Origin of the sequence: Streptomyces sp. NBC_01803, from assembly GCF_035917415.1 — a bacterium.
Classification (GTDB): domain Bacteria; phylum Actinomycetota; class Actinomycetes; order Streptomycetales; family Streptomycetaceae; genus Streptomyces.
Genome location: NZ_CP109073.1, coordinates 883,165 through 909,518 on the forward strand (window position 1 = coordinate 883,165; position 26,354 = coordinate 909,518).

Genomic DNA, 26,354 nt, shown 5'->3' on the forward strand with positions numbered 1-26,354 from the left:
CGCTGTTGGTGAAGACCGTATGAGCGTCAACTGCCATCTGTCTACAATCTTTCGTAAACAAGACGTTGCCACAGTGCGTCACGAGCGAACCGGCCGGAGGACGACCAGGGGTCGGGGCACGGGCTGATGAGAGGCCGCGGGGTGGGGGTTCCCGGCTTGTTGAGCATTGCTTAGGCTGGGCTCCCACCGGTCACCGGCCGGGTGTTGGGACCACGCGCGGCACTGTCGCCGCGGCGGGAACGGAGCGGGCATGAGCAAGCGCATTCTGGTGACGGGGGGCGCCTCCGGCCTCGGCCGGGCGATCGTGAGCCACTACGCGGCGGCGGGTTGGCGGGTGCTGATCGCCGACGTGGCCGAGCCCGGGGCGCTACCGGCGGGCGATGTGTCCTACCAACGCCTCGACGTGCGCTCGGAGGAGGACTGGCAGCGGGTGCGCGCCTGGTGCGAGTCGGCGTGGGGCGGGCTGGACGTGCTGGTCAACAACGCGGGCGTGGCCGCCGCCGGCCGCATGGAGCGCATAGCGCCGGCCGACTGGGAGTGGATCCTCGGCATCAACCTGAACGGCGTCATCGCCGGCTGCCGCACGTTCGCGCCGGTCTTCAAGGAGCAGCGCGGCGGGCACCTGGTCAACATCTCGTCGCTGGCCGGGCTGATGAACCTGCCGGGCATGGCCTCCTACAACGTCACCAAGGCCGCCGTGATCTCCCTGTCGGAGACCCTGCGCTACGAGCTGGAGCCGTGGAACATACGGACCACCGTGGTCTGCCCCGGCTTCGTCCCGACCAACCTCGGCTCCCGGCTGCGCAGTCCCGACCCCGTTCTGGCCGACGTGGCCCACAAGATGCTCGCGAAGGGCACGGTCACGCCCGAGCAGGTGGCGGAGCGGGTGGCCGAGGCCGTTGACAAGGGCCGGTTCCTGGTCCACACCCACCGCGAGGTGCGGGTGGTGGTGGCGCTCAAGCGGCTGCTGCCCAGGCTCGTGGACCGGCAGATCACGAAGGGGTGGCGGCAGATGAAGGACGAGCTGGAGCGGCAGGACCGGGAGCGGGAGGCCAGCGGAGCCTGACCGCCCGCCCCCGGTCCTCGTCCCGGCGGAGGCTCAGCGGCCCGCCGGCGCCGGCGGGCCGGAGAGGGCGTCGGCCAGCCGGAGGAAGACGGCCGCCTCCTCGTCCCTGCCCCGCCGTTGCAGGGTGCGGCCGAGCATCAGGTGGGCGTAGGGCTCGACCGGGTCGCGGGCGATCACCTCACGCAACTGCTCTTCGGCGCGGCCGAGTTGAGCCGAGTGATAGAGGGCGCGGGCCAGCAGCAGGCGCGGCGCGACCTGGTCGGGGAACTCCTCCACCACCCCGGCCAGCAGCCGGGCCGCGGTGGCGTAGTCCCTCGCCTCGAAGAACAGCCCGGCGCGCTCCCAACGTTCGGCGACGGTCTCTTCCCGCACCGCGCCGGGTCCGTCATCGAACAGGTGCCGGGCACTGGCCCAACGCCCGGGGCTGGGCTCGCCGTTGGGCAGGTAGGTGTCGAGGTCGCGGGTCATGGGGGGCTCCTCTCGGACTGCGCGCTCCGGTGGGGTCAGACGGTGGCCAGCCCGCTCTTGAGGGCGCCCGCGATGCGGACGACGCGCTCGGCCTGGTGGCGGGCGGCGTTTCGGGTCTCCTCGCCGACCGGGTTGTTGCCCTGACCGTCGACGTGGGAGGTGCCGTAAGGGTTGCCGTCCACGAACTTCACGGGGTCGGTGTAGCCGGGGGACACGATCAGGCCGCCGAAGTGGTGGATGGAGTTGTACAGCGCGAGCAGGGTCGACTCCTGGCCGCCGTGGGTGGTGGCGCTGGTCACGAAGCCGCTGTAGACCTTGTCGGCCAGCCGCCCCCGCGCCCAGAGGCCACCGAGGGTGTCGATGAACTGCTTGAGCTGCGAGGAGATGTTGCCGAACCGGGTGGGTGTGCCGAAGATCACCGCGTCCGCCCACTCCACGTCGTCGGGGGTGGCGACCGGGACTCCGGCGCTGGCCGCGGCGTGCGCGGCCCAGGCCTCGTTGGACGCTATGGCGGCCTCGGGGGCCAGCTCGGCGGCCTTGAGCAGGCGCACCTCGGCACCCGCCTTCGCGCCGGCCTCGGCGATCTCCTTGGCGATCTCGGCGCTGAAGCCGGTGGCGGAGTAGTAGATGACGGCGAGGTTGACGGTGGTGCTCATAGTGGGGTCTCCGTTCGTGCGCTGACGCCTGCAGTTGCTTGAACAGTAAACTATATGACGGCATTCCCGGCACAGAAGTGTGATGATGGCGCCGCCGGATGATGATCGGGAGGGACGAGGACGATGGGACACCGCGTGGTGGACAACCCGGAGCGGTCACGCTTCGAGATCTTCGAGGGGGTCTCCGAGGGGGTCTCCGAGGACGCCTCCGAGGACGGCAACGCGGGCGGTGAGCTCGCCGGATTCGCGGAGTACCACCTGTCCGAGGGCGAGATCGCGTTCATCCACACCGAGATCGACTCCCGCTTCGAGGGCCGCGGCCTGGCCGGCGCGCTCGCCCGCGCGGCACTGGACGCCGCGCGCGAACGGGGCCTGGCGGTGCTGCCGTACTGCCCGTTCATCCGGGGCTGGATCGGCAAGCATCCCGAGTACACGGAGCTGGTCCCGGCGGGGCGCCGCGCGCGCTTCGGCCTCGCCTGACGGAGGAGTTGGAGCGGATGAGCGACACGGTGAAGGACGCCGAGGCGTCCGGGTACACGCGGACCACGGCGGTGATCGCCACGAGCACCGGCACCGACTACGGCGTGGACATCCGCGCCGGGCGCCACCGGCTGACGGCCGACGAGCCGGTCTCCGTGGGGGGCGGCGACACCGGGCCCCATCCGGTCGCCCTGCTGCTGTCCGCGCTCGGCTCCTGCACGGCCATCACGCTGCGCATGTACGCGCAGCGCAAGGAATGGCCGCTGGAGGGCGTCCGGGTCCACCTGGCTTATGAGAAGGGCACGGGCAAGGACGCCCGGATCACCCGGCGGATCGACCTGCTGGGCGACGGCCTGGACGAGGCCCAGCGGGCCCGGCTGCTGGACATCGCCGAGCGCACCCCGGTGACCCGCGCGGTCCGCGGCGACGTGCCGATCGTCCCCGTCTCACGGCCACCGGCCCAGCGGAAGGGGTGACCCACCGGCCTCGCGGCGGCTACCGTGGTCGGTGGAACGCGCCGGAGTCGGCGCGTCGTTGACCGTGGGGGGAACCATGGGAAAGCGTGACCAGCGCCCGCCGGAGGACGCCGACCGCGACGGGGGGCGCGACCGGGACAGGGACGAGGATGACGTCGATCCACGGGACGAGCTCCTCGCCACCATCGTCCTGATCGACAAGGACCACCCGAGGATCGCTCTGGACAACATCCGACACCTACGATGAGGCCGGTCGCACGGCCACGGCCGGCCACCGCGCGCGGTGTGCCCGCCCCGGACCGATGACCGCCGGTGAGTCCGTCGCGCGGTTCCTCGACGCACAGGTGGCGTACATGCGCGAACGCCGGGCGAGCGTCGAGAACCGCGGCGTCACCGTCATCACCACCTCCGGTGCCCTCGTGACCCTCCAGCTCGCCTTCCTCGCGGTCGCCCGCGAGGAGACGCTGGCGGCGCCGCTCACCCTGCGGCTCACGGTGGGGACATCCCTGCTGTGCTTCCTGGCGGCGACGGCGTTCGGCATCCTCATCAACACGCCGTCCGTGTGGCGGGAGGTGGACGCGCGCTCGTTCGGCGCCCATCTGTCGGCGGAGCACTGGTTCAAGGACGAGCACTTGGCGACGCAGGCCATCGCCGTCGCCCAACTCGGCGTCCTCCACCACTACACGCGCGTCTTCGCCGTCAAAGTGCGGTATCTGCGGCTCGCCTTCGCCTGCGAGCTGGCGGGCATGACGCTGCTGGCCGCCTCCGTCTTCACGCTGCTCCTCGTCCTGTGACCGCGCGCCGGGCATCCGCCAGCAGCGCCACCGCCTCCGTCAGGACCGTCGGGGTGCTCGCCGCGTAGCCCAGCACCAGGCCGGGCCGGTGCGGGAGTTGGGCGTGCCAGGACAGCGGGTGCGCCTTCACGCCGCGCGCCAGGGCCGCCGCCGCCAGGTCGGTGTCCGCGAAGCCGGCGTCGAAAGTGATCGTCAGATGCAGGCCCGCCGCCGCGCCGTGCACCGTCGCGCCCGGAAGGCGCTCCCCGATCGCGGCGATCATCGCGTCCCGGCGGCGGCGGTGCCGCCCGCGCAGGAAGCGCAACTGCCGCTCCAGCTCTCCCGATTCCATCAGCCGCGCCAGCACGAGCTGCGGCAGCGCGGCGTTTCCCAGGTCGGCGTACCGCTTGGCGTCGACCAGGGCATCACGCAGTCCGGGCGGCGGCAGGAGCCAGCCGACGCGCAGCGCGGGCGCGAGCAGCTTGGACATGCTCCCGCCGTAGCAGACCCGTTCGGCCAGCATCGACCGCAGCGCGGGAACGGGCGGCCGGTCGTAACGGTGCTCGGCGTCGTAGTCGTCCTCCACGATCAGGCCGCCTTCCTCGGCCCACCGCATCAGCTCCCGGCGCCGCTCGCCGCCGAGGACGACGCCCATGGGGAACTGGTGGGCGGGCGTCAGCAGGACGGCCGGCGCGCCGCTCGCCCACAACGCGTCCACCCGGACGCCGTCCTCGTCGACCGGGACCGGCGGGGTGTCCAGCCCCCGGGCTGCCAGGTGCTGCCGGGCGCCGAGCGCTCCGGGGTCCTCGACGGCGACCGCGCGCGTACCGCCGGCGGCGAGCACCTCGCCGAGCAGGGTGAGGGCCTGGGCCACGCCGGCCACGACGATCACCTCGTCCGGGTCCGCCCTGATTCCCCGGTTGCGGGCCAGCCAGTCGGCGACGGCCAGCCGCAGCGCGGGCGTGCCGCGCGGGTCTCCGTAACCGAAGGCGGCGGCCGACAGATCGCGCAGGACGGCGCGTTCGGCACGCAGCCAGACCGCGCGCGGGAACGCGGCGAGGTCCGGGACGCCCGGTGACAGGTCGATACGGGCCGGGGCGGCCCGTATGACGTCGAAGACGTCCGCGCCGGGCGCTCCGGCGAACGGCGCTCGCGGCACGGGGCCGTTCACGCGGGAACCGTTCACGCGGGAACCGTTCGCCCGGGAACCGTTCGCGCGCGCCCCGGGCAGGGGCGCGGCGACGACCACCGTCCCGCTCCGCCCGCGCCCGGCGATGTGCCCGTCCTCGGTCAGACGCTGGTACGCCTCGGTGACGACGCCCCGGGAGACCCGCAGGTCGGCCGCCAGCACGCGCGTGGCGGGCAGCCGGCCGCCCACCGGCAGGCGGCCGTCCGAGATGGCGCGCCGGAGCTGCCCGGCCAGCCAGTCGGCCAGCGCGCCCGCCGGGGCGTCCTTGACGTCGAGCTGGAGGAAGTCGGAGCCCGCTGAGGTATTGGACCTGTCCGAGGCACTCGAATTGGACCTGTTCACCGGACCACGGTAGCGACAGCCTGAACGCATGAATGACACGAACGGCATGAACGACACAAACGGCACGACGGGACCGGCGGCGGCCGGATATGTGCACGGGTACTCGGCGGCCGAGGCCCGCCGGCTCGGTGACCAGGCGGACACGCTGGCGGAGTTGCTGCACGCGGACACCGTGTTCCCGGCCGGGAGCCGGGTGTTGGAGGTGGGCTGTGGGGTCGGCGCGCAGACAGTGCATCTGGTGGCGGGCAGTCCGGGGGCGCGCGTGGTCGCCGTGGACGTCTCGGACGAGTCGCTCGCGCAGGCCCGCGCCCGGGTCCCAGGCGTGGAGTGGTACCGCGCCGACCTGTTCGATCTGCCCTTCGCCGACACCGCGTTCGACCACGTCTTCATCTGCTTCGTGCTGGAGCATCTGAAGGACCCGGAGGGCGCGTTGGCCGGGCTGCGGCGCGTGCTGCGGCCGGGCGGCACGGTCACGGTGATCGAGGGGGACCATGGCTCGGCGTTCTTCCACCCCGACAGCGCCGACGCCCGCGCGGCGATCGGCTGCCTGGTCTCGCTCCAGTCGGCGGCCGGCGGCGACGCGCTGATCGGCCGCCGCCTCCAGCCGCTGCTGGCCGGGGCCGGATACGCCGACATCACGGTCCGCCCGCGCACGGTCTACGCCGACCGCACCCGGCCCGCGCTGGTCGAGGGCTTCACCCGCGACACGTTCACCGCGATGGTCGAAGGCCTCAGCGACGAGGCGCTGGCCGCCGGGCTGACCACCCACGCCGACTGGGCCCGGGGCATCGCGGACCTGCGCCGCACGGCGGAGGACGGCGGGACGTTCCACTACACGTTCTTCAAGGCCGTCGCCGTGAACCCGCCCGATGCCGCGTGACCGCTGTCCTGTTCGCCCTGGTGCTGCTGACACCGCTCCTCTGGGGCCTGGAACGCAACCACCGCCGCCCGACCGTCCCCCAGCCGCCCCCGGCAGGCTGCTCGGACACCTCCCGGGACCGGGACACCGAACGCCTCCTCGCGGACCTGCGCGGCGCGGAACAGACCTCGTGTTGACGGGATCCCGTCCGATCATTCCGATCGGGCGGGATCTTGGCGTTTCCAGAGCTTGTCCGAGGTCCGGGGCTTGTCCGAGGTAGGGCCCGACCGTGGGCGGGCTTCGGTGTGGTCTCCGGGTAACCACACCTGCCGACCGAGGGCCTCGTCTCCTCGGCGGGCACCGCCCGAGACGCCGGCTGGGGCGTGAAGTTCACGGTAGGCGCCAGGTCGCCCGACGGTCATGCGGCCGGGACACCTCGTTCCACCGCCGTCGACAGATCACGAGAGGTCTGGTCGGGCGTCATCGAGCGTTCTCCTCCGCGCGCCAAGGTCCAGGAGGTTTTCGGTCGACCTGTCAGCGTCGACCACTGTCAGGAAGGGAATGTCATGTCTCGCACCAGGCGCGCTCTTGGCGCCGTCTTTGTCGTAGTCGTGTCGCTGCTGGTCGGGTTCGCGGGGACCACCGCCGCCGCCACCCAGCCGAGTGTCGACGTCATCGCGCACCGGGGCTCGTCGGGCGTCGCACCGGAGAACACCCTCGCGTCCGTACAGCTGGCCATCGCGCAGAGGTCCGATGTCGTGGAGAACGACATCCAGCGCACCCGGGACGGTGAGCTGGTGATCGTGCACGATACGACGCTGACTCGTACCACCGACGTCGAGCAGGTCTTCCCCGACCGCGCGCCCTGGAACGTCCGCGACTTCACCCTGGCTGAGATCAGACAGCTCGACGCGGGTTCGTGGTTCGCTCCGGAATTCGCGGGGGAGCGGGTGCCCACGCTTGCCGAGTGGGTCAACGCCGTCGGAAACCGCGCCGGCATGCTGCTGGAGCCGAAGTCTCCGGAGCTCTACCCCGGCATCGCGTCCGATCTCGACGAGGAGCTGCGCTCACTGCCGGCCTTCAACCGCGCCCTCGATGCCGATCGCGTCGTCGTCCAGTCCTTTGACCACGTGTGGCTGCGCGCCTACAAGGATCTGGCTCCCGACGTACCCGTTGGGCTGCTCTACGGCAGCAAGCCGACCGAGGCGGACATCGCCGCGGCGGCGACGTGGGCGCAGCAGGTCAACCCCGCGCTCGGTGTGATCGACCAGACCACGGTCGACCAGGTCCACGCACGCGGCATGGAGATCCATGTGTGGACCGTCAACGCTGGTCAAGACATGCGCCGGGCGATCAACTGGCAGGTCGACGGCGTCATCACCAACTACCCGCAGGTGTTGCGCGACATCCTCAGGCGCGGCTGAGCCCGTCAGAGCAGGAGCGCGGAGCCGCTGCCGGCCGGCCCACTCCGCCGCCCGATGGGTGGATCTCGTTCCGCCCACCTGCCGGGGCGGAAACCGTGCCTTCGCTGGAGCGCGGGAAACGATCACCCACCAGATGAGAAATGATCTTCAAGCCCTCCAGAAGTCACAGGTCATCCGCACCCCACCGCAGGGCCGTTCACGAGACCAGGTGTGAGCGTTGAGGATCCCGTCCGATCATTCCGATCGGGCGGGGTCTTGGCGTTTCCGGGGTGGAGTCCGTCCAACGGACGGTGGTAGACGGACGCGAAGACATGACTGGCCGGTGGGAGACGATGCCGCCACACTTCCGGCTCCGCTGGGCCGCTCAACGCTGGTTCGACCACGACGAAGGACCGGACGCCACTCGTCTTGCCGCCTGAGCGCGGAACAGCCCCGCCCCCCCGTTGCTGGGGGAGCGGGGCTGCGCCATGCCCGGAACCAGGCGCTACGCAGAACTCACTTACCCGAAGAAGTTCGGATTCCGTATCCGTGTAGCGCGTCATCGAGATTCCGCACGGCGCGTGTCTGCTGCCATGAAGAAAGGGCAGCACGCAAGTCACGTACCCGCCCAATAATCCGAGGCGACCGGTTGACGGTCGTGATCCGTGCCACCGAACTGGCGATCTCGCTTGCACGGTCGATATCCCCTAGCTGGATATGCGCCGACGACTGGTCAACCAAGACGTGCGCGTATTCGGCAAGGTTGGTCTTGTCTACGAGCGGCATAGCCGTCTCAATGGCATACAGCGCGTCCTCAGGAGTACCGAGACGCAAACCGCACTCGGCGCGAATACTCCAATAAAACGACTCGTCGTAGAAGTACCACCACGAAGAGAGTGGTTGGTCAGCAGCCCGCATTTCCGCATAGGCATTGCGCTCGTCGTCCAAGGCGCGACGTGTCTTGGCGTCGTCGCCATCTGCAGCGTAGGCGCGTGCGGCGACGTCTACGGCATAAGCCCGCACCGCCCAACTGCCGGTCCCTTCCGCCCATGAGCGCGCGGCGACGGCATGGTCAATACCGACGCGGGGTTTCCCCTGCCAGGTTGCCATCTGGCTCATGGTGCACAGCACATACGAGACGAGTTCGACGTTTTCGGCGTCATGGGCGGCTGTCCTGGCGTCGTCGTAGTAATACTGTGCCGCCCTGTAGTCACCAAGGTCGAACAGTTGCCATCCGATGGTCTGGCTGAGTTCAGCATAAACTGACAACAGACGCGGTTTGAGGGTGCCTGGCGCCTCGGCCAAAAACCCGGCGATGAACTTGCGTTGCGCCAAGGCGGACTGCAAGGCGACATGAGCGCCAAGCACATCCCCTTGCTTCCGGTACGGCAACAATGCCTGTTCGGCATCGGTGACCATTGCATCATCGATGCGGCTCGGGTTCTGGACTGCTGCCGCAATACGTTCGCGACTGTCCGCTTCGGCCATGTCGAACACCGGTGACGCAGCGGCCACGGTGAGCGCAGCGCTTACTTTCTGGAGCAGGTCACGACGGTTCATATCCAAATACCCCTGCCTTATCCACGTAAGGACTATCTGGGCAAGCTCATCGAAACTTATGGTCTCAACCTGGCGTGCCAAGTCCCTGGTTGCCGCAGCAGAGAGCGCAAGTGGTGATTCCCTGCCGGAATTCAGCGCTGTAGAGGCGGCGATTGATTTTGGTGGGAGGGAGCTGTTCGCGCCGCTCGTTACCGCTTGTGCTCCACAAGCTGAGGGCGGGTCTTCACTGTCTACGAGATCTTTCGTAGTGCACCCGTAGAGCTGGGCCAATCGCCCTAGAGTGGTCAGGCTCGGTTCGTGGCCCGACTGCGGCCATGTCTCCCAATATGACAGCTTTTTTGCAGTCAATGGCCGCTCCCCATTGGCTCCGGGGAAACGCTCATTCCAGAGTTCGGCCACGGCCTGCTGACTCCAGCCCCGGGCCAGGCGCATGGCCACCCGGGCGTTGAAGGCCACCGGGGCGCGCAGCGCGGCAGGAAGAGGTACGTAGAAATCTTGGCCCGAATACGCCAACTGGAGAGCGGACGCGCTTAAATCGCGCGGGCTGCCGGTTCGAATCCGGATTCGGGCACGCCACCCCCCAATACCATCAACCGAAGTGGCACAAGAGCAATGGCCGAAGAAAAGCGTCCGGCCCCCAAGTCCGGACCGACCACAACGAGGTAACGCATGCCGAGGAAACTCGCAACCGGAAGCAAGAAGAAGAAGCGAAACTCCGGTGGAACTCAGACCGTGGAACAGCAGTTCGTCCAGCGTGTGACGGCCGACCCCGAGGGGAACCGCGCTGAGCGCCGCAAGGCGGAAAAGGAGGCAAGGAAGAAGAAGGACTAGCGCGAACTTCCCGCTCCTGATGCCTCAACTCCGTGTCAGGGGCGGGAACCCCGGCGGGAGTGTTCGCCGCACTCCCCGGGGCCGTGGCCCCAGCAGACACCGTTGACACAGGAGCTGAGACAGTGACCGACCTTATCGCGAGACTCGCCGCATGGCTGGTCTGCCTGATAGACCGCCCCAGCGGCAAGCACCGCGAACAGCGCGGCGGACGACAGCAACGAGCCGTTCACCAGACCGCCGACCCCGTAGCCCCCCCGAGCGCCCCCAAGCCACCGTCAACGTTCGGGCCGGACGCGCTCCCGCTCCTCCCCAAGCACCTCTACGAGCCCCCGGACCCGGCGAACGAGCGCGGCGCCTTCCCTCTCTCGACGTCACCGTCCACTTCAGCGGCGGCGGCACCGTGCGCGGCGTGACCCAGACCGCCGTCCGCGCCGAGCCCGGCGATTCGGGCGGCCCGCTCCACGACGGCACACGCGCGCGGGGCAGCACCTCCGGCGGCGACTGCCGGACCGGCGGGACGACGTTCTACCAGCCCGCGCCCGAGGCCCTGGGCACGTACGGCGTGAGCCTGTGCTGAGCCCGGGCGGGGGGCACGTAGGGTGGGTCCGTTCCGGAACGTGACGTCGGCGGGGGCAGGGTGGCATGAGCGCGGCGCGGGTGGTGCACACCGTGATCGACTCGCCGGTCGGCGGCCTGACGGTCGTCGCCGGCGAGGGCGGCGCGCTGACCGGGCTGTACTTCGAGGGGCATCTGCGCGGTCCCGCGCCCGAGGCCACCGGGGTCCGGGCGGACGCGGAATTCGCGGATGTCCGGGCCCAGCTGGCGGAATACTTCGCGGGCGAACGGACCCGGTTCGACGTGCCGCTCGCGCCGCGCGGCAACGCCTTCCAGCAGGCGGTGTGGCGGCTGCTGCGCGACATCCCCCACGGCGAGCGCCGCTCGTACGGTGACCTGGCCCGCGAACTGGGCGACCCGGCGCTGGCCCAGGCGGTCGGCGCGGCGAACGGGCGGAACCCGGTATCCATCATCGTCCCCTGCCACCGCGTGGTGGGCGCGGACGGCGGCCTGACCGGCTACGCGGGCGGACTGGACCGCAAGCGCTTCCTGCTGGACCTGGAGGAGCCCGCCGCGGTCCAGGCCGGCCGACTCTTCTGACCGGCCGTCAGTCGAACCACTCCGGGTCGCCGGACTCGATCAACTCCCTGAGCACCGCCCGGTCGTGGAGCGCCTCCCGCAGCAACATCCCCAGCCGCCGCAGCGCGTCGGCGTCCTCGCCGTACGCCACGAACATCCCCGCCTCCGGGTCGTAGCCGAACCGCCCCGCCAGCTCGGGTGCCCGCGCCCGCACCGCGGACCGGGCCACGCCCGCCCAGCCGTAGCCGTTGCCGTACTGCCCGCACCGCTCGAAGACGTCCTCCACCGCCACCATGGCGGCGTCGCTCAGCAACAGGCAGAACGTGCCGGGCCGGTGGTCGTACTCGAAGAACACCAGCGGGGCGAGGCCGGTGTCGTCGCCCGTGTCACGATCAGTCATGTGGGCGACCGTACAACCAGGTTCCGACAGTGACCGGGTCCGGCCGAGGCGGTCGCGGCTGTCGCGCCGGGGGCTCCATGGGCAGGCACGCGGCTCTCGCGCGGCTGCCAGGGCGTTCGGATCAGTCACTCTTCGCGTTCCCGTCACCCACCGTGTCACCACCGTGTCACCACCCGCGCGGCGGCTTTCGGGGTCCGCCGGAAAACGCCGCCGAATCACCCTTCCGCGCCCCTTGCTCATGTGTTGAGCAGGAGGCGGCGTGAAGTGGTCAGTGGGCGTGCGTCTCGGCAGACCGGAAATGTGGTCGCGTGCCCGGGCGCGCAATTGCCGCCGGGAATTGCGCGGCGATCGAGGGCGCTCAAGTTCCGATTCACACACATAAGTTCACGCAAAGGGAGCACTTGACTTCGTAGTGCGCCCCCTTCTGCGCCCATCGTGCTCCACGGGTATGCGGCATCGCGCACCCATGAACGGGCGGCGAGGATCAGGATGATGGGGGCCCTGGTCGATCCAGGTGCGCGCGGCGTGACGATTATAGGAGGCACCGAACGTGATCCGGTTACTGCTCGTGCACGACGACAATCTGCTGCGCTGCGCACTGACTTCACTGCTCGCGGCGGAGGAGGACATGGACGTGGTTCCGGCCTCCTGGGCGGAGCTGCCGCAACAGGCGGTGCTCGGTCCGGCGGATCTGATGCTGGTGGACCTCGACTGTCCGGGGTTCTCCTACCTCGCCGGCCCGGATGCCCGCCACCGCGAGGACGACATCGCCGCGAACACCGATGTCGTGGTGCTCGCGCCGACCGGCAGACCCGGCCTGCTGCACCGGGCGTTCGAGGCCAGAGCGCTCGGCTTCGTCAGCAAGGACGCGCCGCCCGAGCGGCTCATCGAGGCGATACGCCGGGTCGCCAAGGGAAGCCGCTACGTCGATGACGCCCTCGCCTTCGACTTCCTCAGCGCGGCTGAGATGCCTCTGACCCCACGCGAACTGAACGTGCTGTCACTCGCCGCCGACGGCGCCCCGGTGCCCGAGATCGCCGAGAAGCTGTGGCTCGCCGAGGGCACCGTCCGCAACTATCTGGCCGCGATCATCCGCAAGACCGGCGCCCGCAACCGGGTGGACGCCATCCGCATCTCCCGGACCGCCGGCTGGGTCTGATCCCATGTCCGACCAGCTGCCCGCCAGGTCCCGGTAGAGAGCGGAGCGCGCCAGCACGTCACGGTGGCCGCCGCTGAAGTGGCGGTCGCCGTCCAGGACCAGCACCCGGTCCGCGCGCCGGGCCGAGCTGAGGCGGTGGGCGATGACGACGAGGGTGCCGCCGGGACGGGCGGCGAAGGCGTGTTCGGCCCGCGCCTCGGCGGCCGGGTCCAGGTGGCAGGTCGCCTCGTCCAGCAGCACCACGGGCGCGGGCGCCAGATAGGCCCGTGCGAGGGCCAGCAGCTGGCGTTCCCCGGCGGACAGCCGCCCGGGTGCCACGCGGCCGTCCGGGCCGCCGAGCCGGGCCACGAGGCCGTCCGCGCCCACGGCGTCGGCGGCGGCCAGCAGCTCCTTCTCCGGCACCGGATCGGGGCGCAGGTAGCCGAGGTTCGCCGCGACGGTGCCGGAGAACACGTATGCCTCCTGCGGGATCAGCACCCGCAGCCGCGCCAGGTCGGCGGCGCGGCGGCCGGTGACGGGCTCGCCGCACAGGAGGACGTCCCCGGCACCGGGCGCCAGCAGGCCCGCCGCCAGGGCGGCGAGCGTGGACTTGCCGGTACCGCTCGGCCCGACGACGGCCAGGTGGCCGCCGGCCGGAACGGTCAGGTCGACGCCGGTCAGCACCGGGTCGGCCCGGCCGCCGTACGCGAAGGTGACGCCCCGCAGCAGCACGGCCGGTTGATCCGCGCCCCGGGCCGACGACAGAAGCAGGGGCCGGGACCGGAGCCGGGGCGCGGCGTGCGGGTCGGCCGGGACCGGGGGGTCCTCGCGGAGGCGGCCGACCACGACCGATAGCCGCGCACCGGCCCCGCCGATGCCGTTGACCAGACTCGACAGGGCGGGCATCAGCGCCTGGGTGACGAAGGTCAGGGCCCCGACCAGCGCGCCCGCGCCCACCCCCCGGTCGAGCAGCCAGGGCGCGAGGAACAGCAGCAGCGGCACCGGGAGATGGCCGCCGAGCCCGAGCGCCAGCACCCGGCACACCCCCCACCGGGCCAGCGAACGCGCCGCCCGCAGCTCGTCCTCCACGCGGGCGCCCGCCTCGGCCGCCGTCCGGTCCTCGGCGCCGCAGGCCACGACGTCGCGCAGCCCGCCGAACGCCTCCCCCAGCGCGTCCGCGAGCCCCTCGTCGGCGATCAGCACGTCCCGCTGCCGCCGCGCCAGCGGGCGCAGCGACCAGGCGAAGACGGCGAGGCCCGCCAGCAGCGGCGGCAGCACGACCAGCAGCAGCACCGGGGCCAGCAGCAGCAGTCCGGCCAGCGCCCCGGCGGTGGTGAAGACGAACGTCTGGGCCACCAGCACCAGGCCGGCGAAGCTGTCGCGGGCGATCTCCGTCTGGTGGCCCAGACGGGAGACGGCCGAGGCGCCGTCCGCCCGCCCGTCCCGCACGGCCCGGCGCAGTCCGCGCGCCACCACGCCCCGCACGAGCGTGTCGCGCAGCGGCTCGACCAGGGCCGCGACCGCCCGGTAGACGCGGCCGGCGCTGAGCGCGCCCGCCGCGACACCGACTCCGGTGACGCAGAGCCACCACAGTCCGGTGGTCGTGTGTCCGGCGAGGAAGCCCTCGTCAAGGGCGCGAGCGATTCCGTATCCGATGAGGAAGGTCTGTGCGCATTGGAGCATCGACCACCAGAAGAGCGCTCTCAGCGCACGCGGGCGCGCACGCAGGAACCGCACGCCCTGACGGACCAGGCCCCGTTCGCCCCCGCCCGCCCCGGCCTCGCCACCCACCACGGCCTCGCCACCCACGGTCCCTGGATCAGTCATCGCGCGCCTCCCCGGCGTCGTCCCCGGCCTCCCACACCGCCCGGTACTCCGCCCACCGCCACAGGTCGCGGTGCGGGCCCAGGGCGCGGATCCGGCCGCCGTCGAGCCAGGCCACGAGGTCGGCGCGGGCGGCCGAGGCCGCCCGGTGCGCGACGATCAGCCGGGTACGGGCGTGCGCGTCGGCGAGCAGCGCCCGGCCGACGCGCAGCTCGGTCACCGTGTCCAGGCTGGAGGTGGCGTCGTCCAGGATCAGCAGCCGCCCGGTGTGGGTGAACGCCCGTGCCAGGCCGAGCCGTTGCAGCTCCCCGCCGGACAGCGGCGCGTCGGCGCAGCGGGTCGCGTAGCCGTCCGGCAACCTCCGGATGAACGTGTCGGCGCTGGCCGAGCGGGCGGCGGCGGCGATCCGGTCGGCGGGCGGCGGGGCCGGGCCGAAGCCGATGGTGCCGGCCAGGGTGGAGCCGAGCAGCGCGGGCCGTTCGAAGGCGTAGCCGATCTCGGCGCGCAGGGTGGCGCGCGGCAGGGCGGCCAGCGGGACGCCGTCGAGCAGGATGTCGCCGTCGTCCGGGTCGGCCAGCCGTCCGGCGAGCGCGGCCAGCAGCGATTTGCCCGCGCCGGAGCGGCCGACGACGGCGACCGTGGCGCCGCCGGGAAGCACGAGATCGAGGCCGCGCAGCACGTCGCGCCCGTCGCGCCGGGCCGTCACCCGGCGGAGCTCCAGGCGGCCGGGCCCGCCGGGCGGCAGCGTCGCGTCGCCGTGCCGGACGGGCGGTTCGGCGAACACCTCGCCGAGCCGCCGGGCGGCGCCCCGGGCCCGGACGAGCCGGTTGAGGTGACCGACGAACACGCCGATCCCGGTGGCCATCACCACGTACCGGGCCGCCGCCAGCAGGCCGCCCACGGTCAGGTCGCCGACCGCCAGCAGGAGCCCCGCGACCGCGACGACGACGAGCTGGAGCAGCGGGGCGAGCGCGGCGGCCCGGGCGACGGCCCGGGCGCTGACGTGCCACATCCGGTGGCCCTGGGCGCTCAGTTCGGGCAGCGGGGCGAGCACGCGGTCCCGTTCGCGCGGCTCGGTGCCCGCGGCGGCGATGGTGCGGGCGCCGCCCAGCGCCTCGACCAGCCGGCCGGCGATGTCGGCCTGGATCTCCTGGTAGCGGGCGACGACGTCGGCGGTCGAGCGGGTGAACGTCCGCAGCAGCACCGCCAGCGGCGGCACTCCGGCGGCGAACGCCACGGCCAGCCGCCAGTCCACGAGGGCGAGCGCGACGATGCCGCCGGCCGGGGCGGCGACACCGGAGACGGCGGCGGCCAGGGCGGCGGGCTCGGCGCCCGCGTGGGCCGCGTTGACGGTGCCGCGGGTGACCAGGTCCCCCGCCGGGAAACGGTCGGCGGCGCGGGGGCCGACGGCCAGGACGTGGCGCAGCAGTCGGCCGCGCAGCCGGGCCGCCTCGCGGGCGTCGGTGGTGGCGGTCAGCACGGTGGTGGCGGCGTCCAGGACGATCTGGGCGCCGACGAGGGCCGCGCACAGCAGGCTCCAGCGGCGGCCGGCGGCGGAGCCGGCGTCCGTGCCGTCGAGCAGCAGGTCCAGGGTGTGGCCCAGCGCGGCCGGCAGCAGCAGCGCGGCGGCGGTGTCGGCCAGCGAGAGCAGGGTCAGGGCGGCGACACGCGCCCCGCCGCGTCGGGCGGTCAGGGGCCGTGCGCGGTCACCAGGCCGCGTCTGACTGGGCCGCTGCATGCGCGTCCGGCCTCCTCGGAGGGTCGCGGGGGTGGTGAGCGCGGGGGTTTGAGCGTGGGGGTGGGCGAGGACGGGGAACGGAACGGCGACGGAACGCGGGCGGCCCCGCGCGAAGTACCGCGCAGGGCCGCCGGTGTGGTGCCCGGACAGCTCAGAGACAGAGCAGGAAGCTGTTCGAGCTGTGCTTGTCGCAGGCGAGGAGGCTGAGGCTGCTCTGGTCGCCACCGCCGCCACCGCCGGTGGTCGCGTTCTCGGGCTCCATCGTCTGCAGGTCGAGCAGGGACATGGGGCACTTCCTTTCGTCGGTACCGGTGTCTCCTCCACCGCGGAGCGCGGCGGAGAAGCCTTTCGTCACGGTCCCCCGTCGGAGGACCGGTCCATGGGCCGCGCGGGTGGCGGCAGGAAGGGCAGCCGGGGGCCGGGCCCGCCGCCTCCCGTGGTGCGGTGCCGGGCCACGCCCAGCGCCAGCAGACAGCCGGCGGTGCCAGTCGCCAGGTCCATCGACAGGCGCATCATCTGCTCGCCGGGGAAGGCGAGTTCGCCCTGATAGTCCATGGCGTACCAGTCCATGGCGGCGCGCTGGGCGGTGAGCCCGGCCGGGGCGTCGGCGCCGGGGGTGGTGGTGCGCCCCAGGTGCCAGACCATGCCCGCCCGGCCCCGGAACAGGCCCGGCTGGGCGTAGTAGCGCAGCATCGCGCCCGGCAGGATCTCCGCCCGGGCCCGCTCGAACGCCTCGTCGGCGTCGTGCGCGAGGTAGTCGTCGAGGACCGCCGCGATGCCCACGCTGCCCTCACCCAGATACGGCAGGATGCGGTCCCCCTCGTCGACCACAAGCGTGCCGCGGCTGTCGAGGACACAGTGGTGATCCAGATCGCGCCGCAGCGCCGTGGCCGCGAGGTCCAGCAGGGCGCGGTCACCGGTCCGCTCGTAGCGCCGCAGGAAGAGCAGAGCGGCTCCCGAGGCGCCGTACAGCAGCCCGGCGCGCCTGCGCCCGCGCGGCTCGGGCGGTGCGGTGAGGGACGCGGCGGCCAGCTCGGTGGCGACGGCCGCGCGGGCGGCCAGGCCGTCGTCGCCGGTCGCGGCGGCCAGCTCGTCCAGCACGAGGCCGACGCCGGCCAGTCCGCCGTGGAGATCGGCGGGCAGGCGCTCCCAGCGTTCGCCGAGCGCCAGGGCGGCCAGGTCCAGCGCGGGCTGCGTGTGGCCGAGCCGGTGCAGGGTGTGGGCGACGCCGAACAGCCCGTCGTACAGGCCGAGTCGGCTGCCCTCGGGCGGGGCGGCGGCCTGCCGCAGCAGCCAGCGTTCGCCCTCCTCGTACGGCTCGGCGCCGGTCTCGGCGAGGGCGTGGAGCACCCCGGCCGCGCCGTTGGCCAGGCCGAGTCCGCCGCCGGTGGCGAACTGGGTGATGTCGCCCGGGAAGAGGCGGTCGTCGCGCTCGGGCGTGGCCGAGGCGAGGATGGCGCGGACCATGGAGGCGCGGCAGCGCTCCCAGTCGCCGGACGGCAGCGGCACGGGGATCGGCGCCTTCGCCCGGACGGCGGGCGCCGTTGGGCGGCCCTCGATCTCGGCGACGGCCTTGTCGAGGAACCCGGCGGGCAGGTCGGGGAATTCGCGGGCGGCGACCGCCGCCAGGTGCGCGGCCTTGCCGCGGTCGACGGCGAAAAGCGAGGTCATCGGCATGAACATGGCCAGCCGCAGGCAGGCCAGCGCGTAGCGGTCGACGGCGTGGCCGGTCCGGTCGCGGGGGGCCATGAAGCCGGGGTGGGCGACGATCTGCCGGCCGTTGTCGGCGGCCGGGGCGGCGGCCTCGAAGTCCAGCAGGGACACCGACTCGCCGTCCGGCGCGATCATGACGTTGAACATGTGCAGGTCGTTGAAGACGAGCCCGCGCCCGTGCAGGATCGCCAGCGCCCGTTCGACGCCCGCGAGGACCGTCAGCGCCCACCGCGTGTAGTCGGCCAGGGCCTCGGGCTCCGGGTGCACGGTGAGCAGCGGATGGCGTTCCGCGAAGAAGGAGTTGAGGGTCCGGCCCGGGAGGAAGTCCATCACCAGGAAGCGGTGGTCGCCGAGGGTGAACCAGTCGCGCACCTCCGGCGCCACGGACAGGCCGGTCAGCCGTTCGAGGGCGGCCTTCTCGCGCTCCAGACGGGTGACGGCGTCCGCGCCGTCGGCCGCCAGCCCGGCGTACGGGCGCGCCTCCTTGAGGACGACCGGATCGCCACCGCGCAGATCGGTGCCCCGGTAGACGCCGCCGCCGTTGGAGAAGTGCAGGGCGGCCTCGATGCGGTAGGGCAGGTCGCGGATGGTGACGCCGTCGCGGGCGGCGAGGTGCGGTGCGAGGAAGGCGGGCAGGGTGACCCAGTCGGGGACGCTGAAGGTGGGGGTCCTGCGGTCCGGGACAAGCCGGCCCTCGGCGTTCTCGACGGCGGGTACCAGGGCGCCGGAGCCGTTGTCGCAGTAGCGCGGGGCGAACGCGCCGTAGCGGACGTACAGCGGGCCCTCGTGCCAGCGCAGGTCGGTGAGGATGTACGGGCCCGGCTCGCCGGCCAGCAGCTCGCCCAGTTCGGTGAGCACGGTGTGCGCCCGCTCCTCGTCCGCCGGGTAGATCGTCGCGAACTTGCCGCTGTTGTCGCGTCCGGCGTATTTCGAGTTGCGCAGGAAGAGCTGCTGCTGACCGGGGACGAATTTGAAGGGAATACGGCGGGGCACGCAGTATTCCCAGACTTTCGCGGCCGTCTTGTCGGCGTTCGCGAGTGCGGCGGAGACGTGGATTTTCCAGCCCTGGAGAGGCATTTCACCGGCAATCGGCTGCATGTGCAGCCAGTCGCCGACCCTTTGGGTGGACCAGCCCTGGGGAACCGGGCGTCGCGCGGTCTCGTACAGTCCTCGCGCCGGGTCCTGGCCGGTGGCTTTTTCGGCCGCCCGGTCCGGGGTTTCGTAGAAATGCTTGTCGACCAGACAGAAAACCTCGTACCGCTTGTCCATCGCCCTCCTTCGGCAAGTGACAAGAGGTTTCCACGTCCACGGCCGCCCGGACAGTCACGCGTGTCATGAGACGGCCGTGCGGAACTCACATGTCGCGACAGACGACGGTGGTGGCCAGGGAGGTTGGCGACGGCGGCGATCAGCCGACCCAGCGCGCCCCCGGCCGCCGTGATCAGCGGCGCGGACGGCGGGTCGCTGACCCCGGCCAGGCGGAGCAGTTCGGCGTACTCGACGGGGCGGCGCAGCCCGGTGGCCGCGGCGGCGCACAGGCCGGGAACGGACAGCGTCGCGGTCGCCCAGCCCCGGTGGCCCCGTGGGCACAGCGGTCCCAGCGGTCCCAGCGGTCCCAGCGGGTCCAGCGGTCCCAGCGGGTCCAGCGGGTCCAGCGGTCCCAGCGGCAGGTGCGCGACCAGGCCGTGGCCGACGCTGAACTGAGCGGCGGCCCCCTTCCACCGGACCGGCTCAAGCAGACCGAAACGTTCCTTGGCCGGGCCCGGTCGGGGTGGGATGATCCGGACGACAGCGGCATTGCCAGGAGCCCGGATTGTCAGGGGCACGCCAGAAAACCCGGAGGGTCTCACCGTGAGCACCGAGCGCACCACCATCCCCCGCAGGCACGCTGCGCGCCGGTGGGCCAGGGCGATCGCCACGGCCGCCGGCCTGCTGGCCGTCGCCGCCTTCCTCACCCCCGGCGGCGCGCACGCCGAACAGGCCGGGCGGGCCGGGACGTTCAGCGCCTCCCAACTCGCCTCCGTGAGCGGCACCGTGCGCGCGGCGGACGTCCGCGGCACCGCGTGGGCCGTCGATCCGGCGTCCGGCACGGTCCGCGTCACGGCCGACGAGACGGTCTCCGCCCGGGAGATCGCCCGCCTGCGGCGCGGCGCGGGCGACCTGGCCGGCGCCCTGGTCATCGACCGCGCGCCCGGCCGGCTCACTCCCCGGCTCCAGGGCGGCGACCCCATCTACGCGAGCGCGGGCCGGCGTTGCTCGCTCGGCTTCAACGTGCGGGTGGGCACCGCCGATGCCTTCATCACCGCCGGGCACTGCACCGAGGGCCTTCCCCACTGGTACACGACCCCGACCTTCTCCGTCTCCATCGGCCCCACCGTCGGCTCCAGCTTCCCGACCAACGACTACGGCCTTGCCCAGTACACCAATCCGGGCGTGCCGCGGCCCGGCACGATCAACTGCGACGGCGAGATCATCGACATCATCGGGGTCGCCAACGCCTACGTCGGCATGCCGGTCAAGCGGGTCGGCAGCACCACCGGCTGCCACTCCGGCACGGTCACCGGTCTCAACTACACCGTCAACTACGGCAGCGGCGACATCGTCTACGGCCTGATCCGCACCAGCCTGTGCGCCGAGCCGGGCGACAGCGGCGGCCCGGTCTTCTCCGGCCAGTACGCCGTCGGCATCGTCTCCGGCGGCAGCGGCACCTGCTCGACGGGCGGGACGACGTTCGTCCAGCCGATCGGGGAGATCCTCGCCGCCTACGGCGCCACGCTCACCTGAAGCCGCGCGTCCCCCCGCGCCGTCACAGCGCGGGCGGGACCCCGGAGAGCCGGCAGACGGCGATGTAGAGCAGGAGCGGGTGGGTGTACGGCGCCGCGTCGCTGGGCCAGTGGATCAGGCGCGGCTCTCCCGGGCTCCGCGGGGGCCTGGGCGGTGCCCCCTGCCGCCCGGGGTGGGCGAAGCGGTCGCGGCGGACGGCGCGCGGCCGATTCGCCCCGGCCCAGTAGTGGGCGGTGGCCGGCCACTCCAGCCCGACCTGTGACTCCGTGGGCACCACCCACCACCAGCGGCGGCCGACGGCGAAGACCGCGCCCGCGCGCGGCAGCGACGTCATGAGCCGGCGGCCGTGCTCCTCGGAGACCCCCACGGCGTCGCACTCGATGCCGTCCGGTCCGGTCACCGGCAGGTAGAGGGGATTGCGGCGCCGACGAGCGGCGGCACCGGCGGAGGCGGGGTGGGAGGGGTGAACCGGGTCCATCGGGGCGGCGCTTCCGTTCAGGACCTCGGCCCCGTCGCCAGTGCCGCCCATACCGCTCGGCTCCGGCCGTCGGCGGCGTCAAAGACGCCCCAGGCCGTGCACAGCGCCTGGATCAGGGCCAGGCCACGGCCGTTCTCGTCCTCGGGGCAGGCGGCGTGCGGCTGGGGGATCGTGGGGCCGGATCGCCGGCCGGACACCTCGACGCGCACCCATCCGGCGTCGTGCCGCAGCGCGCAGACGACTGTCTCGGTGCCGGTGTGCACGATGGCGTTGGTGACCAGCTCGGAGACGACCAGCACGGCGTCCGCGACGGCCTCGGCGGGCACGTCCCAGCGGGTCAGGGTCTGCCGCACCCGGACGCGCGCCTCGCGCACCGAACACGGCCGGGCGGGCAGTTCGAAGGCGCCGCCGGAATGCCCCGACCACGTCGCCCGCGCCGTCTCCGTTTCCGTTTCCCCAGCCTCTCGGCTCTCGCGAGCGCGCGCCGTCTCCGGAGCGCGCGCCGACGTCGGCGGGCGCGTCGTGCCAGGCGCGGTGACGGGGAAGGCCATGGCATGCCGCCTTTCGTCTGCCGATGCCGCGGCGGTGCCCCAGCGTGCTGGACAGGGTGTCAACTGCACTATGTCACTGCCAAGTTCATGTCGCAACAGATAACCTGAAATTCGCAGAGCGCCATATGCGGAGCGGCGGCGGGCGGTGACGCGCTGACGTCGGCCGTTCCGGTGACGCTGCCCGGCCGGGCAGCGGGGAGGGCGTCTACTGGGGGCCATGGAGGAGCTCCCGGACGCGGTCTCGCCGATACTCGCCGTGGAGGGCGAACTGCCCACCGGCCCCTGGGCGTACGAGTTCAAGTGGGACGGTTACCGTTGCTGTCTGCGGTCCGCCCCAGGCCACGGGACCCGGCTGACCAGCCGCAACGGCATCGACATCACCGCCACCTACCCCGAGCTGGGCGACGCCGCCCGCGCGGCGCTGGGCGGCCGGACGGCCGTCCTGGACGGCGAGATCGTCGCGCCCGACGAGCGCGGCAGACCCGACTTCGGGCTCCTCCAGCGCCGCCACCAGCGCCGCCGCCCCGGCCCCGGGGTGCTGGCCGCGACCCCGGTGATCTTTTTCGCGTTCGACCTCCTGCTGCTGGACGGGGACTGGCTGATCGCCGAGCCCTACGAACGGCGGCGAGCGGCGCTCGCGGAGTTCGACGGAGCGGCGGACGGGCTCGCCGTGCCCCGCCACTACACGGGCGACGCGGGCCTGGGCCCGGGCGAACTGCTGGGCGTGGCCGAGCGGAACGGCCTGGAGGGGCTGGTCGCCAAACGGCTGGACTCCCCCTACCAGCCGGGCCGCAGATCCCGCATGTGGATCAAGAAGCCGCTGGTGCGGACCCAGGAGGCGATCATCGGCGGCTGGCAGCCGGGCGACGGCCGCCGGTCCGGCACGGTCGGCTCGCTGCTGCTCGGTGCCCACGACGAACGCGGCCGGCTGCGCTTCATCGGGCACGTCGGCAGCGGCTTCACCGAGGCCGCGCTCACTGGCCTCCTCGACCGGCTGACGCCGCTGGCCCGGCGCGGCAGCCCCTTCGACGAACCCGTCCCGCGCGAACACGCCCGTACGGCCCGCTGGGTGGAGCCGCGCCTGGTCGGCGAGATCGCGTTCCGCGCCTGGACCCGGGACCGCCGCCTGCGGCAGCCGTCGTGGCGCGGCCTGCGCCCGGACAAGGACCCAGCGGACATCCTGCTGCCTACCGGGTCATAGGGTGCGGCCATGGACTTCGCCGTGGCACTCGACGCCGACCTCACCGTGCTGGCCGCCGACGCGGGGGAGTTGACGCGCGAGGACCGGCCGGCCGTGCTCGGCATCACCGGGCCGCCGGGGGCCGGGAAGTCCACGCTGGCCCGCGCGATGACCGCGGCGCTGGGCGGCGCGGCGGCGTACGTTCCGCTGGACGGCTTCCACCTCTCCAACGCCCAGCTCGACCGGCTGGGCCTGCGCGAGCGGAAGGGCTCGGAGCCCGGCTTCGACGTGTGGGGGTACGCGGCGCTGCTACGGCGGCTCGTGGCGGACACGACCCGCGAGGTGTACGTGCCGGACTTCGACCGCGCGCTGGACGAGCCCGTCGCCGCCCGCCACCGAGTGCCACCGGAGACCCGGCTGATCGTCACCGAGGGGAACTACCTGGCCGTGGACCTGCCGGGCTGGCGGGAGGCCAGGGCGCTGATGGACGCCGTCTGGTATGTCGACGCCCCGGCGGCGGTGCGCGACGCGCGGCTGATGAGCCGCCACACGGGCTTCGGCCGGACGCGTGCGGCGGCCCGGTCGTGGATCGACGCGAACGACGGGCCCAACGCCGCCCTGGTGGCGGCGTCCAGGGACCGCTGCGACCGGGTGATCACCCCCGTGGTCGCGACGCACGGCGTGCCGGTGCTGCCCTGCGCGCCGGACGGCCCGCCGCTGGACGGCTACGCGAGCGCGCTGGGCCTGATCGGGGACGCCCTCGGCCGCGGCGCCCGCCTGGTCGCGGTCCCCGCCGAGCGGGTGGCGGACACGTTCTTCTCGCTGCGTACCGGCGTCGCCGGGGAGATCGCCCAGAAGTTCACGGACTACCACCTGCGGCTGGCGATCGTCGGCGACATCTCCCGCCACACGGCGAAGAGTTCGGCCCTGCGCGACTACGTCCGCGAGGCGGACCGGGGCACCCACGTCTGGTTCTCCCCGACCTGGGACGACCTGACAGCACGCCTGCGCGAAAGCCCACCCCCGCCGAACTAATCCCGCGACACCGCCCCGACGCCTCGCTCCGCGCGGACGAACGCGGGGAACTCGTCGGGGGCGCACTGGACTTCGCGCCAGCCGGGGCCGCTGAGTGGGGGGCAGCCGACCAACGGGGTCCACTCCCCCGCCGGGACGTAGAGCAACCGGCGGCCGTCCGGCTCGATGACCGGGGCGACGAGCACGTCGTCGCCGAACATGTACTGGAGGTCGGCGTCCCGCGCCGCCCGGTCGTCGGGGAAGGCCAGTGGCATCGGCCGCATCAGCGGCATGCCCCCGGCGGCGGCCTCCGCGATGTATCCCCGCATCCGGGCGCGCAGCCGGCAGGCCGCGATCGCGGCGCCACGCGCGGGCTCGGGGTAGGCGGTGGGTTCGCGGCGGCCGACGCCGTGGAACCGCATGATCGGGGTGAACGCCGCCCACTGCGCCCACCGGGCGTACAACTCCGGCTCCACGTCCGCGAACACGGCGTCCGGCGTCATGGCCGAGCGGAGTTTGGTGGCCAGCTCGTAGGACTCCGGCGTCCAGTAGCCCCCGGCGTCGTGCGTGACGATGGAGACGCCACTGAGCGACATGGACAGCACGCCGCGCAGGGTGGAGACCATGCCGCTCCAGGTGGAGGGCAGATCGCCGGCCCAGTGGGCCGGGTCGCGCTGGGAGCCGGCCGTGCCGGAGCGCGAGATGGAGACGAAGTCGCCCTCGCGGGCGCGCAGGCCGGCCTCGCGCACCGCGTCCTGGTAGATGAGCCCGTAGCTGTTGCGGCGTTCGATGCCCCGGCTGCCGTCCGCGAAGACGGCGTGGTCCGGGATCTCCTCGCCGAAGTCGGCCAGCACCGCCGCGTTCCCCTCCTCGCGCAGGGTGCGGGTCAGCCGGTGGTTCCACCACGCCCTGGCCTGGGGGTTGGTGAAGTCCAGGACGTACGTGTCGGGGCTGTCGGCGGTGGCGATGGGTCCGCCGTCGGGGTCGCGCACCAGGTAGCCCCGGGCCGCCAGTTCGTCGGCGAGCGGGGTGCCGGCCGTGATGTACGGGTTGATCCACAGGCTGGCCCGCACCCCGCGCTCGGTGAGCGCGCGGGTCCATCCCTCGGGGAACCGGGCCCGGTCCGGGCCGGCCGTCCACGCCGCGTCGTCCAGGACGGATTCGTCCATCCACTCGTCCACATGGATGACGTCGACCGGGCAACCGGCCGCCTGGAGCTCGTCCACGGTCCGCACCACCTCGTCGGCGGTGAAGTAGGACGAGCGGCTCATCCACACGCCGTAGGCCCACTCGGGCAGGGTGCCCGGGCGGCCGGTGAGCGCCTGGTAGCGGTGCTGGATGGTCAGGGCGTCGCCCGCGATGAGGAACAGGTCCAGGCTCTCGCCGCCGATCTGGACGCACGCGGCCTCGGAATGGGTGGCGCCCAGGTCGGCCACGACCGTGCCGCCCGTGTGCGCGAAGATCCCCCAGCCGGCGTCCGACCACAGCAGCGGCACGTTGAGGTAGGCGGAGTCACGCCCGGCGGCCCGGCTCTCCTCGGTGTTGCGCAGCCTGCGGCGCCGCCCGCGCAGGTTGATGCCCTGATAGCTCTCGCCGCCGCCGTAGACGGCCGCGTCGGGGGCCAGGTGGATCGTCTCCACCCAGCAGCCGCCGGGGTGGTCGGGCGAGGGCGCCCGGAAGCCCGCGCGGAACGGGACGGTATCGGCCTCCGGCTCCGCGAAGCGGCGGTACGTGCCGAAGCGCAGCCCCTGACCGTTGCCCTTGGCGCCGTCCGAGTCCCACACCGCCCGCACGCCGGGCCCGCTGATCTCCGTCCCGCCGGGCACCCGGGCGAGCCGGGCGGGCCGGTGTTCCAGGTCGAGCAGCATGGGCGAGCCGTCGTCCGGCGTGCCCGCCGGGGATTCCTGGCGCAGTCGCAGCACGCCCTCCACCGGCACGGTGCACGACACCCGGATGGTCCGGCCGGAGGCGAGCGTCACCCGCAGGTGTTCGCTGTCGCCCTCGGGCTCCGCCGCCACGTACGGATCGATGTCCGACCCCATCGGATTCTCCCTGTCCACCACCTGTCGCCCCGTTCCGAACCCGGGCCGGGTACCCGTGAGTCCGGCGCGAAAACGGAGCCGGTGCCGGGCACGCCGGGCCGGGTGCCCACACCCGGGTGCCGAGCCCGCCCGGGCCGGGTGCCCGACACGCCCGGGCCGGGCGATCTCAAGGGGCGGGGGCCCGCCGCCGATGACTGGGGCGGACGTGATCGGACTCCCCCGCGTGGTGTGGCCGCCCGCGCGCTGAGCACTCGG

General features: G+C 72.8%; 26 protein-coding genes, 1 tRNA gene and 1 pseudogene. 16 read left to right on the forward strand and 12 right to left on the reverse strand.

Annotated elements, in window-relative coordinates; translation table 11 throughout:
• Window positions 1-250 precede the first annotated feature (250 nt).
• Window positions 251-1,066: an SDR family NAD(P)-dependent oxidoreductase gene (locus OIE51_RS03685; RefSeq protein WP_326595471.1), complete on the forward strand. Its 816-nt coding sequence runs from the start codon at window positions 251-253 to the stop codon at window positions 1,064-1,066.
• Window positions 1,067-1,099: 33 nt separating this feature from the next.
• Here the strand turns inward: OIE51_RS03685 and OIE51_RS03690 are convergent, their stop codons facing one another.
• Both OIE51_RS03690 and wrbA read right to left on the reverse strand, forming a co-directional pair.
• On the reverse strand, window positions 1,100-1,534 hold the full coding sequence (locus tag OIE51_RS03690; RefSeq protein ID WP_326595472.1) for a tetratricopeptide repeat protein: 435 nt from the start codon (window positions 1,532-1,534) through the stop codon (window positions 1,100-1,102).
• Window positions 1,535-1,569: 35 nt separating this feature from the next.
• A complete protein-coding gene (gene wrbA / locus OIE51_RS03695; protein ID WP_326595474.1) occupies window positions 1,570-2,190 on the reverse strand; it encodes an NAD(P)H:quinone oxidoreductase in 621 nt (206 codons plus the stop codon).
• A 123-nt stretch (window positions 2,191-2,313) separates the two neighbouring features.
• Between wrbA and OIE51_RS03700 the strand changes: the two genes are divergently transcribed.
• The 4 genes from OIE51_RS03700 to OIE51_RS03715 all read left to right on the forward strand — a co-directional run bounded on the left by OIE51_RS03700 (window position 2,314) and on the right by OIE51_RS03715 (window position 3,940).
• Entirely contained in the window at window positions 2,314-2,670 is a 357-nt protein-coding gene (locus tag OIE51_RS03700) for a GNAT family N-acetyltransferase (RefSeq protein WP_326595475.1), read from the forward strand.
• 17 nt (window positions 2,671-2,687) lie between these two features.
• Entirely contained in the window at window positions 2,688-3,146 is a 459-nt protein-coding gene (locus OIE51_RS03705) for an OsmC family protein (protein ID WP_326595476.1), read from the forward strand.
• Between the two features lie 76 nt (window positions 3,147-3,222).
• The gene (locus tag OIE51_RS03710) at window positions 3,223-3,393 is read left to right on the forward strand and encodes a hypothetical protein (protein ID WP_326595478.1); all 171 of its coding nucleotides are present in this window, start codon (window positions 3,223-3,225) and stop codon (window positions 3,391-3,393) included.
• A 55-nt stretch (window positions 3,394-3,448) separates the two neighbouring features.
• Complete coding sequence (locus OIE51_RS03715; RefSeq protein WP_326595479.1) at window positions 3,449-3,940, forward strand: hypothetical protein; 492 nt, start codon at window positions 3,449-3,451, stop codon at window positions 3,938-3,940.
• Here OIE51_RS03715 and pdxR read toward each other — a convergent pair.
• On the reverse strand, window positions 3,918-5,450 hold the full coding sequence (gene pdxR / locus OIE51_RS03720; RefSeq protein WP_326595481.1) for a MocR-like pyridoxine biosynthesis transcription factor PdxR: 1,533 nt from the start codon (window positions 5,448-5,450) through the stop codon (window positions 3,918-3,920). The genes OIE51_RS03715 and pdxR overlap by 23 nt on opposite strands.
• A gap of 28 nt (window positions 5,451-5,478) precedes the next feature.
• Here pdxR and OIE51_RS03725 point away from each other — a divergent pair, with 28 nt between their 5' ends.
• The 3 genes from OIE51_RS03725 (at window position 5,479) to OIE51_RS03735 (ending at window position 7,733) form a co-directional block, all read left to right on the forward strand.
• Complete coding sequence (locus tag OIE51_RS03725; RefSeq protein ID WP_326595483.1) at window positions 5,479-6,330, forward strand: methyltransferase domain-containing protein; 852 nt, start codon at window positions 5,479-5,481, stop codon at window positions 6,328-6,330.
• Window positions 6,327-6,506, forward strand: a complete 180-nt coding sequence (locus OIE51_RS03730) for a hypothetical protein (protein WP_326595485.1) — start codon at window positions 6,327-6,329, stop codon at window positions 6,504-6,506. Before OIE51_RS03725 ends, OIE51_RS03730 begins: the two co-directional genes overlap by 4 nt.
• A gap of 186 nt (window positions 6,507-6,692) precedes the next feature.
• Window positions 6,693-7,733 (forward strand): glycerophosphodiester phosphodiesterase, encoded by a 1,041-nt coding sequence (locus OIE51_RS03735; protein WP_326595487.1) that lies wholly within the window; start codon window positions 6,693-6,695, stop codon window positions 7,731-7,733.
• Between the two features lie 495 nt (window positions 7,734-8,228).
• On the opposite strand, the gene OIE51_RS03740 is transcribed toward OIE51_RS03735, so the two are convergent.
• On the reverse strand, window positions 8,229-9,785 hold the full coding sequence (locus OIE51_RS03740) for a helix-turn-helix domain-containing protein (RefSeq protein ID WP_326595489.1): 1,557 nt from the start codon (window positions 9,783-9,785) through the stop codon (window positions 8,229-8,231).
• On the opposite strand from OIE51_RS03740, the gene OIE51_RS03745 reads away from it, so the two are divergent.
• The 4 genes from OIE51_RS03745 to OIE51_RS03760 all read left to right on the forward strand — a co-directional run bounded on the left by OIE51_RS03745 (window position 9,771) and on the right by OIE51_RS03760 (window position 11,258).
• Window positions 9,771-9,843: transfer RNA gene (locus OIE51_RS03745), tRNA-Leu, on the forward strand. The genes OIE51_RS03740 and OIE51_RS03745 overlap by 15 nt on opposite strands.
• Before the next feature lie 98 nt (window positions 9,844-9,941).
• A complete protein-coding gene (locus OIE51_RS03750) occupies window positions 9,942-10,103 on the forward strand; it encodes a hypothetical protein (RefSeq protein ID WP_326595491.1) in 162 nt (53 codons plus the stop codon).
• A gap of 409 nt (window positions 10,104-10,512) precedes the next feature.
• On the forward strand, window positions 10,513-10,680 hold the full coding sequence (locus tag OIE51_RS03755) for a trypsin-like serine protease (RefSeq protein WP_326595492.1): 168 nt from the start codon (window positions 10,513-10,515) through the stop codon (window positions 10,678-10,680).
• A gap of 65 nt (window positions 10,681-10,745) precedes the next feature.
• Window positions 10,746-11,258, forward strand: coding sequence for a methylated-DNA--[protein]-cysteine S-methyltransferase (locus OIE51_RS03760; protein WP_326595493.1), 513 nt, complete (start codon window positions 10,746-10,748; stop codon window positions 11,256-11,258).
• A gap of 7 nt (window positions 11,259-11,265) precedes the next feature.
• Here OIE51_RS03760 and OIE51_RS03765 read toward each other — a convergent pair whose 3' ends face one another.
• Complete coding sequence (locus tag OIE51_RS03765) at window positions 11,266-11,637, reverse strand: immunity 51 family protein (protein ID WP_326595494.1); 372 nt, start codon at window positions 11,635-11,637, stop codon at window positions 11,266-11,268.
• Window positions 11,638-12,187: 550 nt separating this feature from the next.
• Between OIE51_RS03765 and OIE51_RS03770 the strand changes: the two genes are divergently transcribed.
• Window positions 12,188-12,796, forward strand: a complete 609-nt coding sequence (locus tag OIE51_RS03770) for a response regulator transcription factor (RefSeq protein WP_442811854.1) — start codon at window positions 12,188-12,190, stop codon at window positions 12,794-12,796.
• 279 nt (window positions 12,797-13,075) lie between these two features.
• On the opposite strand, the pseudogene OIE51_RS03775 reads toward OIE51_RS03770, so the two are convergent.
• From OIE51_RS03775 to lanKC, 4 genes and pseudogenes are all read right to left on the reverse strand, one after another.
• Window positions 13,076-14,602: pseudogene (locus tag OIE51_RS03775) on the reverse strand (ATP-binding cassette domain-containing protein); the annotation flags it as partial.
• A complete protein-coding gene (locus OIE51_RS03780; RefSeq protein WP_326595496.1) occupies window positions 14,595-16,337 on the reverse strand; it encodes an ABC transporter ATP-binding protein in 1,743 nt (580 codons plus the stop codon). The pseudogene OIE51_RS03775 and the gene OIE51_RS03780, both read right to left, overlap by 8 nt.
• 151 nt (window positions 16,338-16,488) lie before the next feature.
• Window positions 16,489-16,623, reverse strand: a complete 135-nt coding sequence (locus tag OIE51_RS03785) for a SapB/AmfS family lanthipeptide (RefSeq protein WP_326595497.1) — start codon at window positions 16,621-16,623, stop codon at window positions 16,489-16,491.
• 65 nt (window positions 16,624-16,688) lie between these two features.
• Complete coding sequence (lanKC, locus tag OIE51_RS03790; protein WP_326595498.1) at window positions 16,689-19,319, reverse strand: class III lanthionine synthetase LanKC; 2,631 nt, start codon at window positions 19,317-19,319, stop codon at window positions 16,689-16,691.
• A gap of 582 nt (window positions 19,320-19,901) precedes the next feature.
• On the opposite strand from lanKC, the gene OIE51_RS03795 reads away from it, so the two are divergent.
• A complete protein-coding gene (locus tag OIE51_RS03795; protein ID WP_326595499.1) occupies window positions 19,902-20,834 on the forward strand; it encodes a S1 family peptidase in 933 nt (310 codons plus the stop codon).
• Between the two features lie 22 nt (window positions 20,835-20,856).
• Here OIE51_RS03795 and OIE51_RS03800 read toward each other — a convergent pair whose 3' ends face one another.
• Together OIE51_RS03800 and OIE51_RS26835 are read right to left on the reverse strand one after the other, a co-directional pair.
• Entirely contained in the window at window positions 20,857-21,363 is a 507-nt protein-coding gene (locus OIE51_RS03800) for a hypothetical protein (RefSeq protein ID WP_326595500.1), read from the reverse strand.
• Entirely contained in the window at window positions 21,330-22,082 is a 753-nt protein-coding gene (locus tag OIE51_RS26835) for an ATP-binding protein (RefSeq protein WP_442811855.1), read from the reverse strand. The genes OIE51_RS03800 and OIE51_RS26835 overlap by 34 nt, the downstream gene beginning before the upstream one ends.
• Between OIE51_RS26835 and ligD the strand changes: the two genes are divergently transcribed.
• Window positions 22,081-23,064, forward strand: a complete 984-nt coding sequence (gene ligD, locus OIE51_RS03810) for a non-homologous end-joining DNA ligase (RefSeq protein ID WP_326595502.1) — start codon at window positions 22,081-22,083, stop codon at window positions 23,062-23,064. The genes OIE51_RS26835 and ligD overlap by 2 nt on opposite strands.
• Before the next feature lie 9 nt (window positions 23,065-23,073).
• Window positions 23,074-24,078, forward strand: a complete 1,005-nt coding sequence (locus OIE51_RS03815; protein ID WP_326595503.1) for a nucleoside/nucleotide kinase family protein — start codon at window positions 23,074-23,076, stop codon at window positions 24,076-24,078.
• Here the strand turns inward: OIE51_RS03815 and OIE51_RS03820 are convergent.
• Window positions 24,075-26,099: a glycoside hydrolase family 31 protein gene (locus tag OIE51_RS03820; RefSeq protein WP_326595504.1), complete on the reverse strand. Its 2,025-nt coding sequence runs from the start codon at window positions 26,097-26,099 to the stop codon at window positions 24,075-24,077. The two genes, OIE51_RS03815 and OIE51_RS03820, sit on opposite strands and share 4 nt — an antisense overlap.
• Window positions 26,100-26,354 lie beyond the last annotated feature (255 nt).

What these genes read in the sequence shown, in the direction of transcription:
- OIE51_RS03685 (WP_326595471.1), top strand. Translation starts at nt 251, where the DNA reads ATGAGCAAGCGCATTCTGGTGACGGGGGGCGCCTCCGGCCTCGGCCGG.
- OIE51_RS03690 (WP_326595472.1), bottom strand. Translation starts at nt 1,534, where the DNA reads ATGACCCGCGACCTCGACACCTACCTGCCCAACGGCGAGCCCAGCCCC.
- wrbA (WP_326595474.1), bottom strand. Translation starts at nt 2,190, where the DNA reads ATGAGCACCACCGTCAACCTCGCCGTCATCTACTACTCCGCCACCGGC.
- OIE51_RS03700 (WP_326595475.1), top strand. Translation starts at nt 2,314, where the DNA reads ATGGGACACCGCGTGGTGGACAACCCGGAGCGGTCACGCTTCGAGATC.
- OIE51_RS03705 (WP_326595476.1), top strand. Translation starts at nt 2,688, where the DNA reads ATGAGCGACACGGTGAAGGACGCCGAGGCGTCCGGGTACACGCGGACC.
- OIE51_RS03710 (WP_326595478.1), top strand. Translation starts at nt 3,223, where the DNA reads ATGGGAAAGCGTGACCAGCGCCCGCCGGAGGACGCCGACCGCGACGGG.
- OIE51_RS03715 (WP_326595479.1), top strand. Translation starts at nt 3,449, where the DNA reads ATGACCGCCGGTGAGTCCGTCGCGCGGTTCCTCGACGCACAGGTGGCG.
- OIE51_RS03725 (WP_326595483.1), top strand. Translation starts at nt 5,479, where the DNA reads ATGAATGACACGAACGGCATGAACGACACAAACGGCACGACGGGACCG.
- OIE51_RS03750 (WP_326595491.1), top strand. Translation starts at nt 9,942, where the DNA reads ATGCCGAGGAAACTCGCAACCGGAAGCAAGAAGAAGAAGCGAAACTCC.
- OIE51_RS03760 (WP_326595493.1), top strand. Translation starts at nt 10,746, where the DNA reads ATGAGCGCGGCGCGGGTGGTGCACACCGTGATCGACTCGCCGGTCGGC.
- OIE51_RS03765 (WP_326595494.1), bottom strand. Translation starts at nt 11,637, where the DNA reads ATGACTGATCGTGACACGGGCGACGACACCGGCCTCGCCCCGCTGGTG.
- OIE51_RS03780 (WP_326595496.1), bottom strand. Translation starts at nt 16,337, where the DNA reads ATGCAGCGGCCCAGTCAGACGCGGCCTGGTGACCGCGCACGGCCCCTG.
- OIE51_RS03785 (WP_326595497.1), bottom strand. Translation starts at nt 16,623, where the DNA reads ATGTCCCTGCTCGACCTGCAGACGATGGAGCCCGAGAACGCGACCACC.
- lanKC (WP_326595498.1), bottom strand. Translation starts at nt 19,319, where the DNA reads ATGGACAAGCGGTACGAGGTTTTCTGTCTGGTCGACAAGCATTTCTAC.
- OIE51_RS03800 (WP_326595500.1), bottom strand. Translation starts at nt 21,363, where the DNA reads ATGGGCGGCACTGGCGACGGGGCCGAGGTCCTGAACGGAAGCGCCGCC.
- ligD (WP_326595502.1), top strand. Translation starts at nt 22,081, where the DNA reads ATGGAGGAGCTCCCGGACGCGGTCTCGCCGATACTCGCCGTGGAGGGC.
- OIE51_RS26835 (WP_442811855.1), bottom strand. Translation starts at nt 22,082, where the DNA reads ATGGCCCCCAGTAGACGCCCTCCCCGCTGCCCGGCCGGGCAGCGTCAC.
- OIE51_RS03815 (WP_326595503.1), top strand. Translation starts at nt 23,074, where the DNA reads ATGGACTTCGCCGTGGCACTCGACGCCGACCTCACCGTGCTGGCCGCC.
- OIE51_RS03820 (WP_326595504.1), bottom strand. Translation starts at nt 26,099, where the DNA reads ATGGGGTCGGACATCGATCCGTACGTGGCGGCGGAGCCCGAGGGCGAC.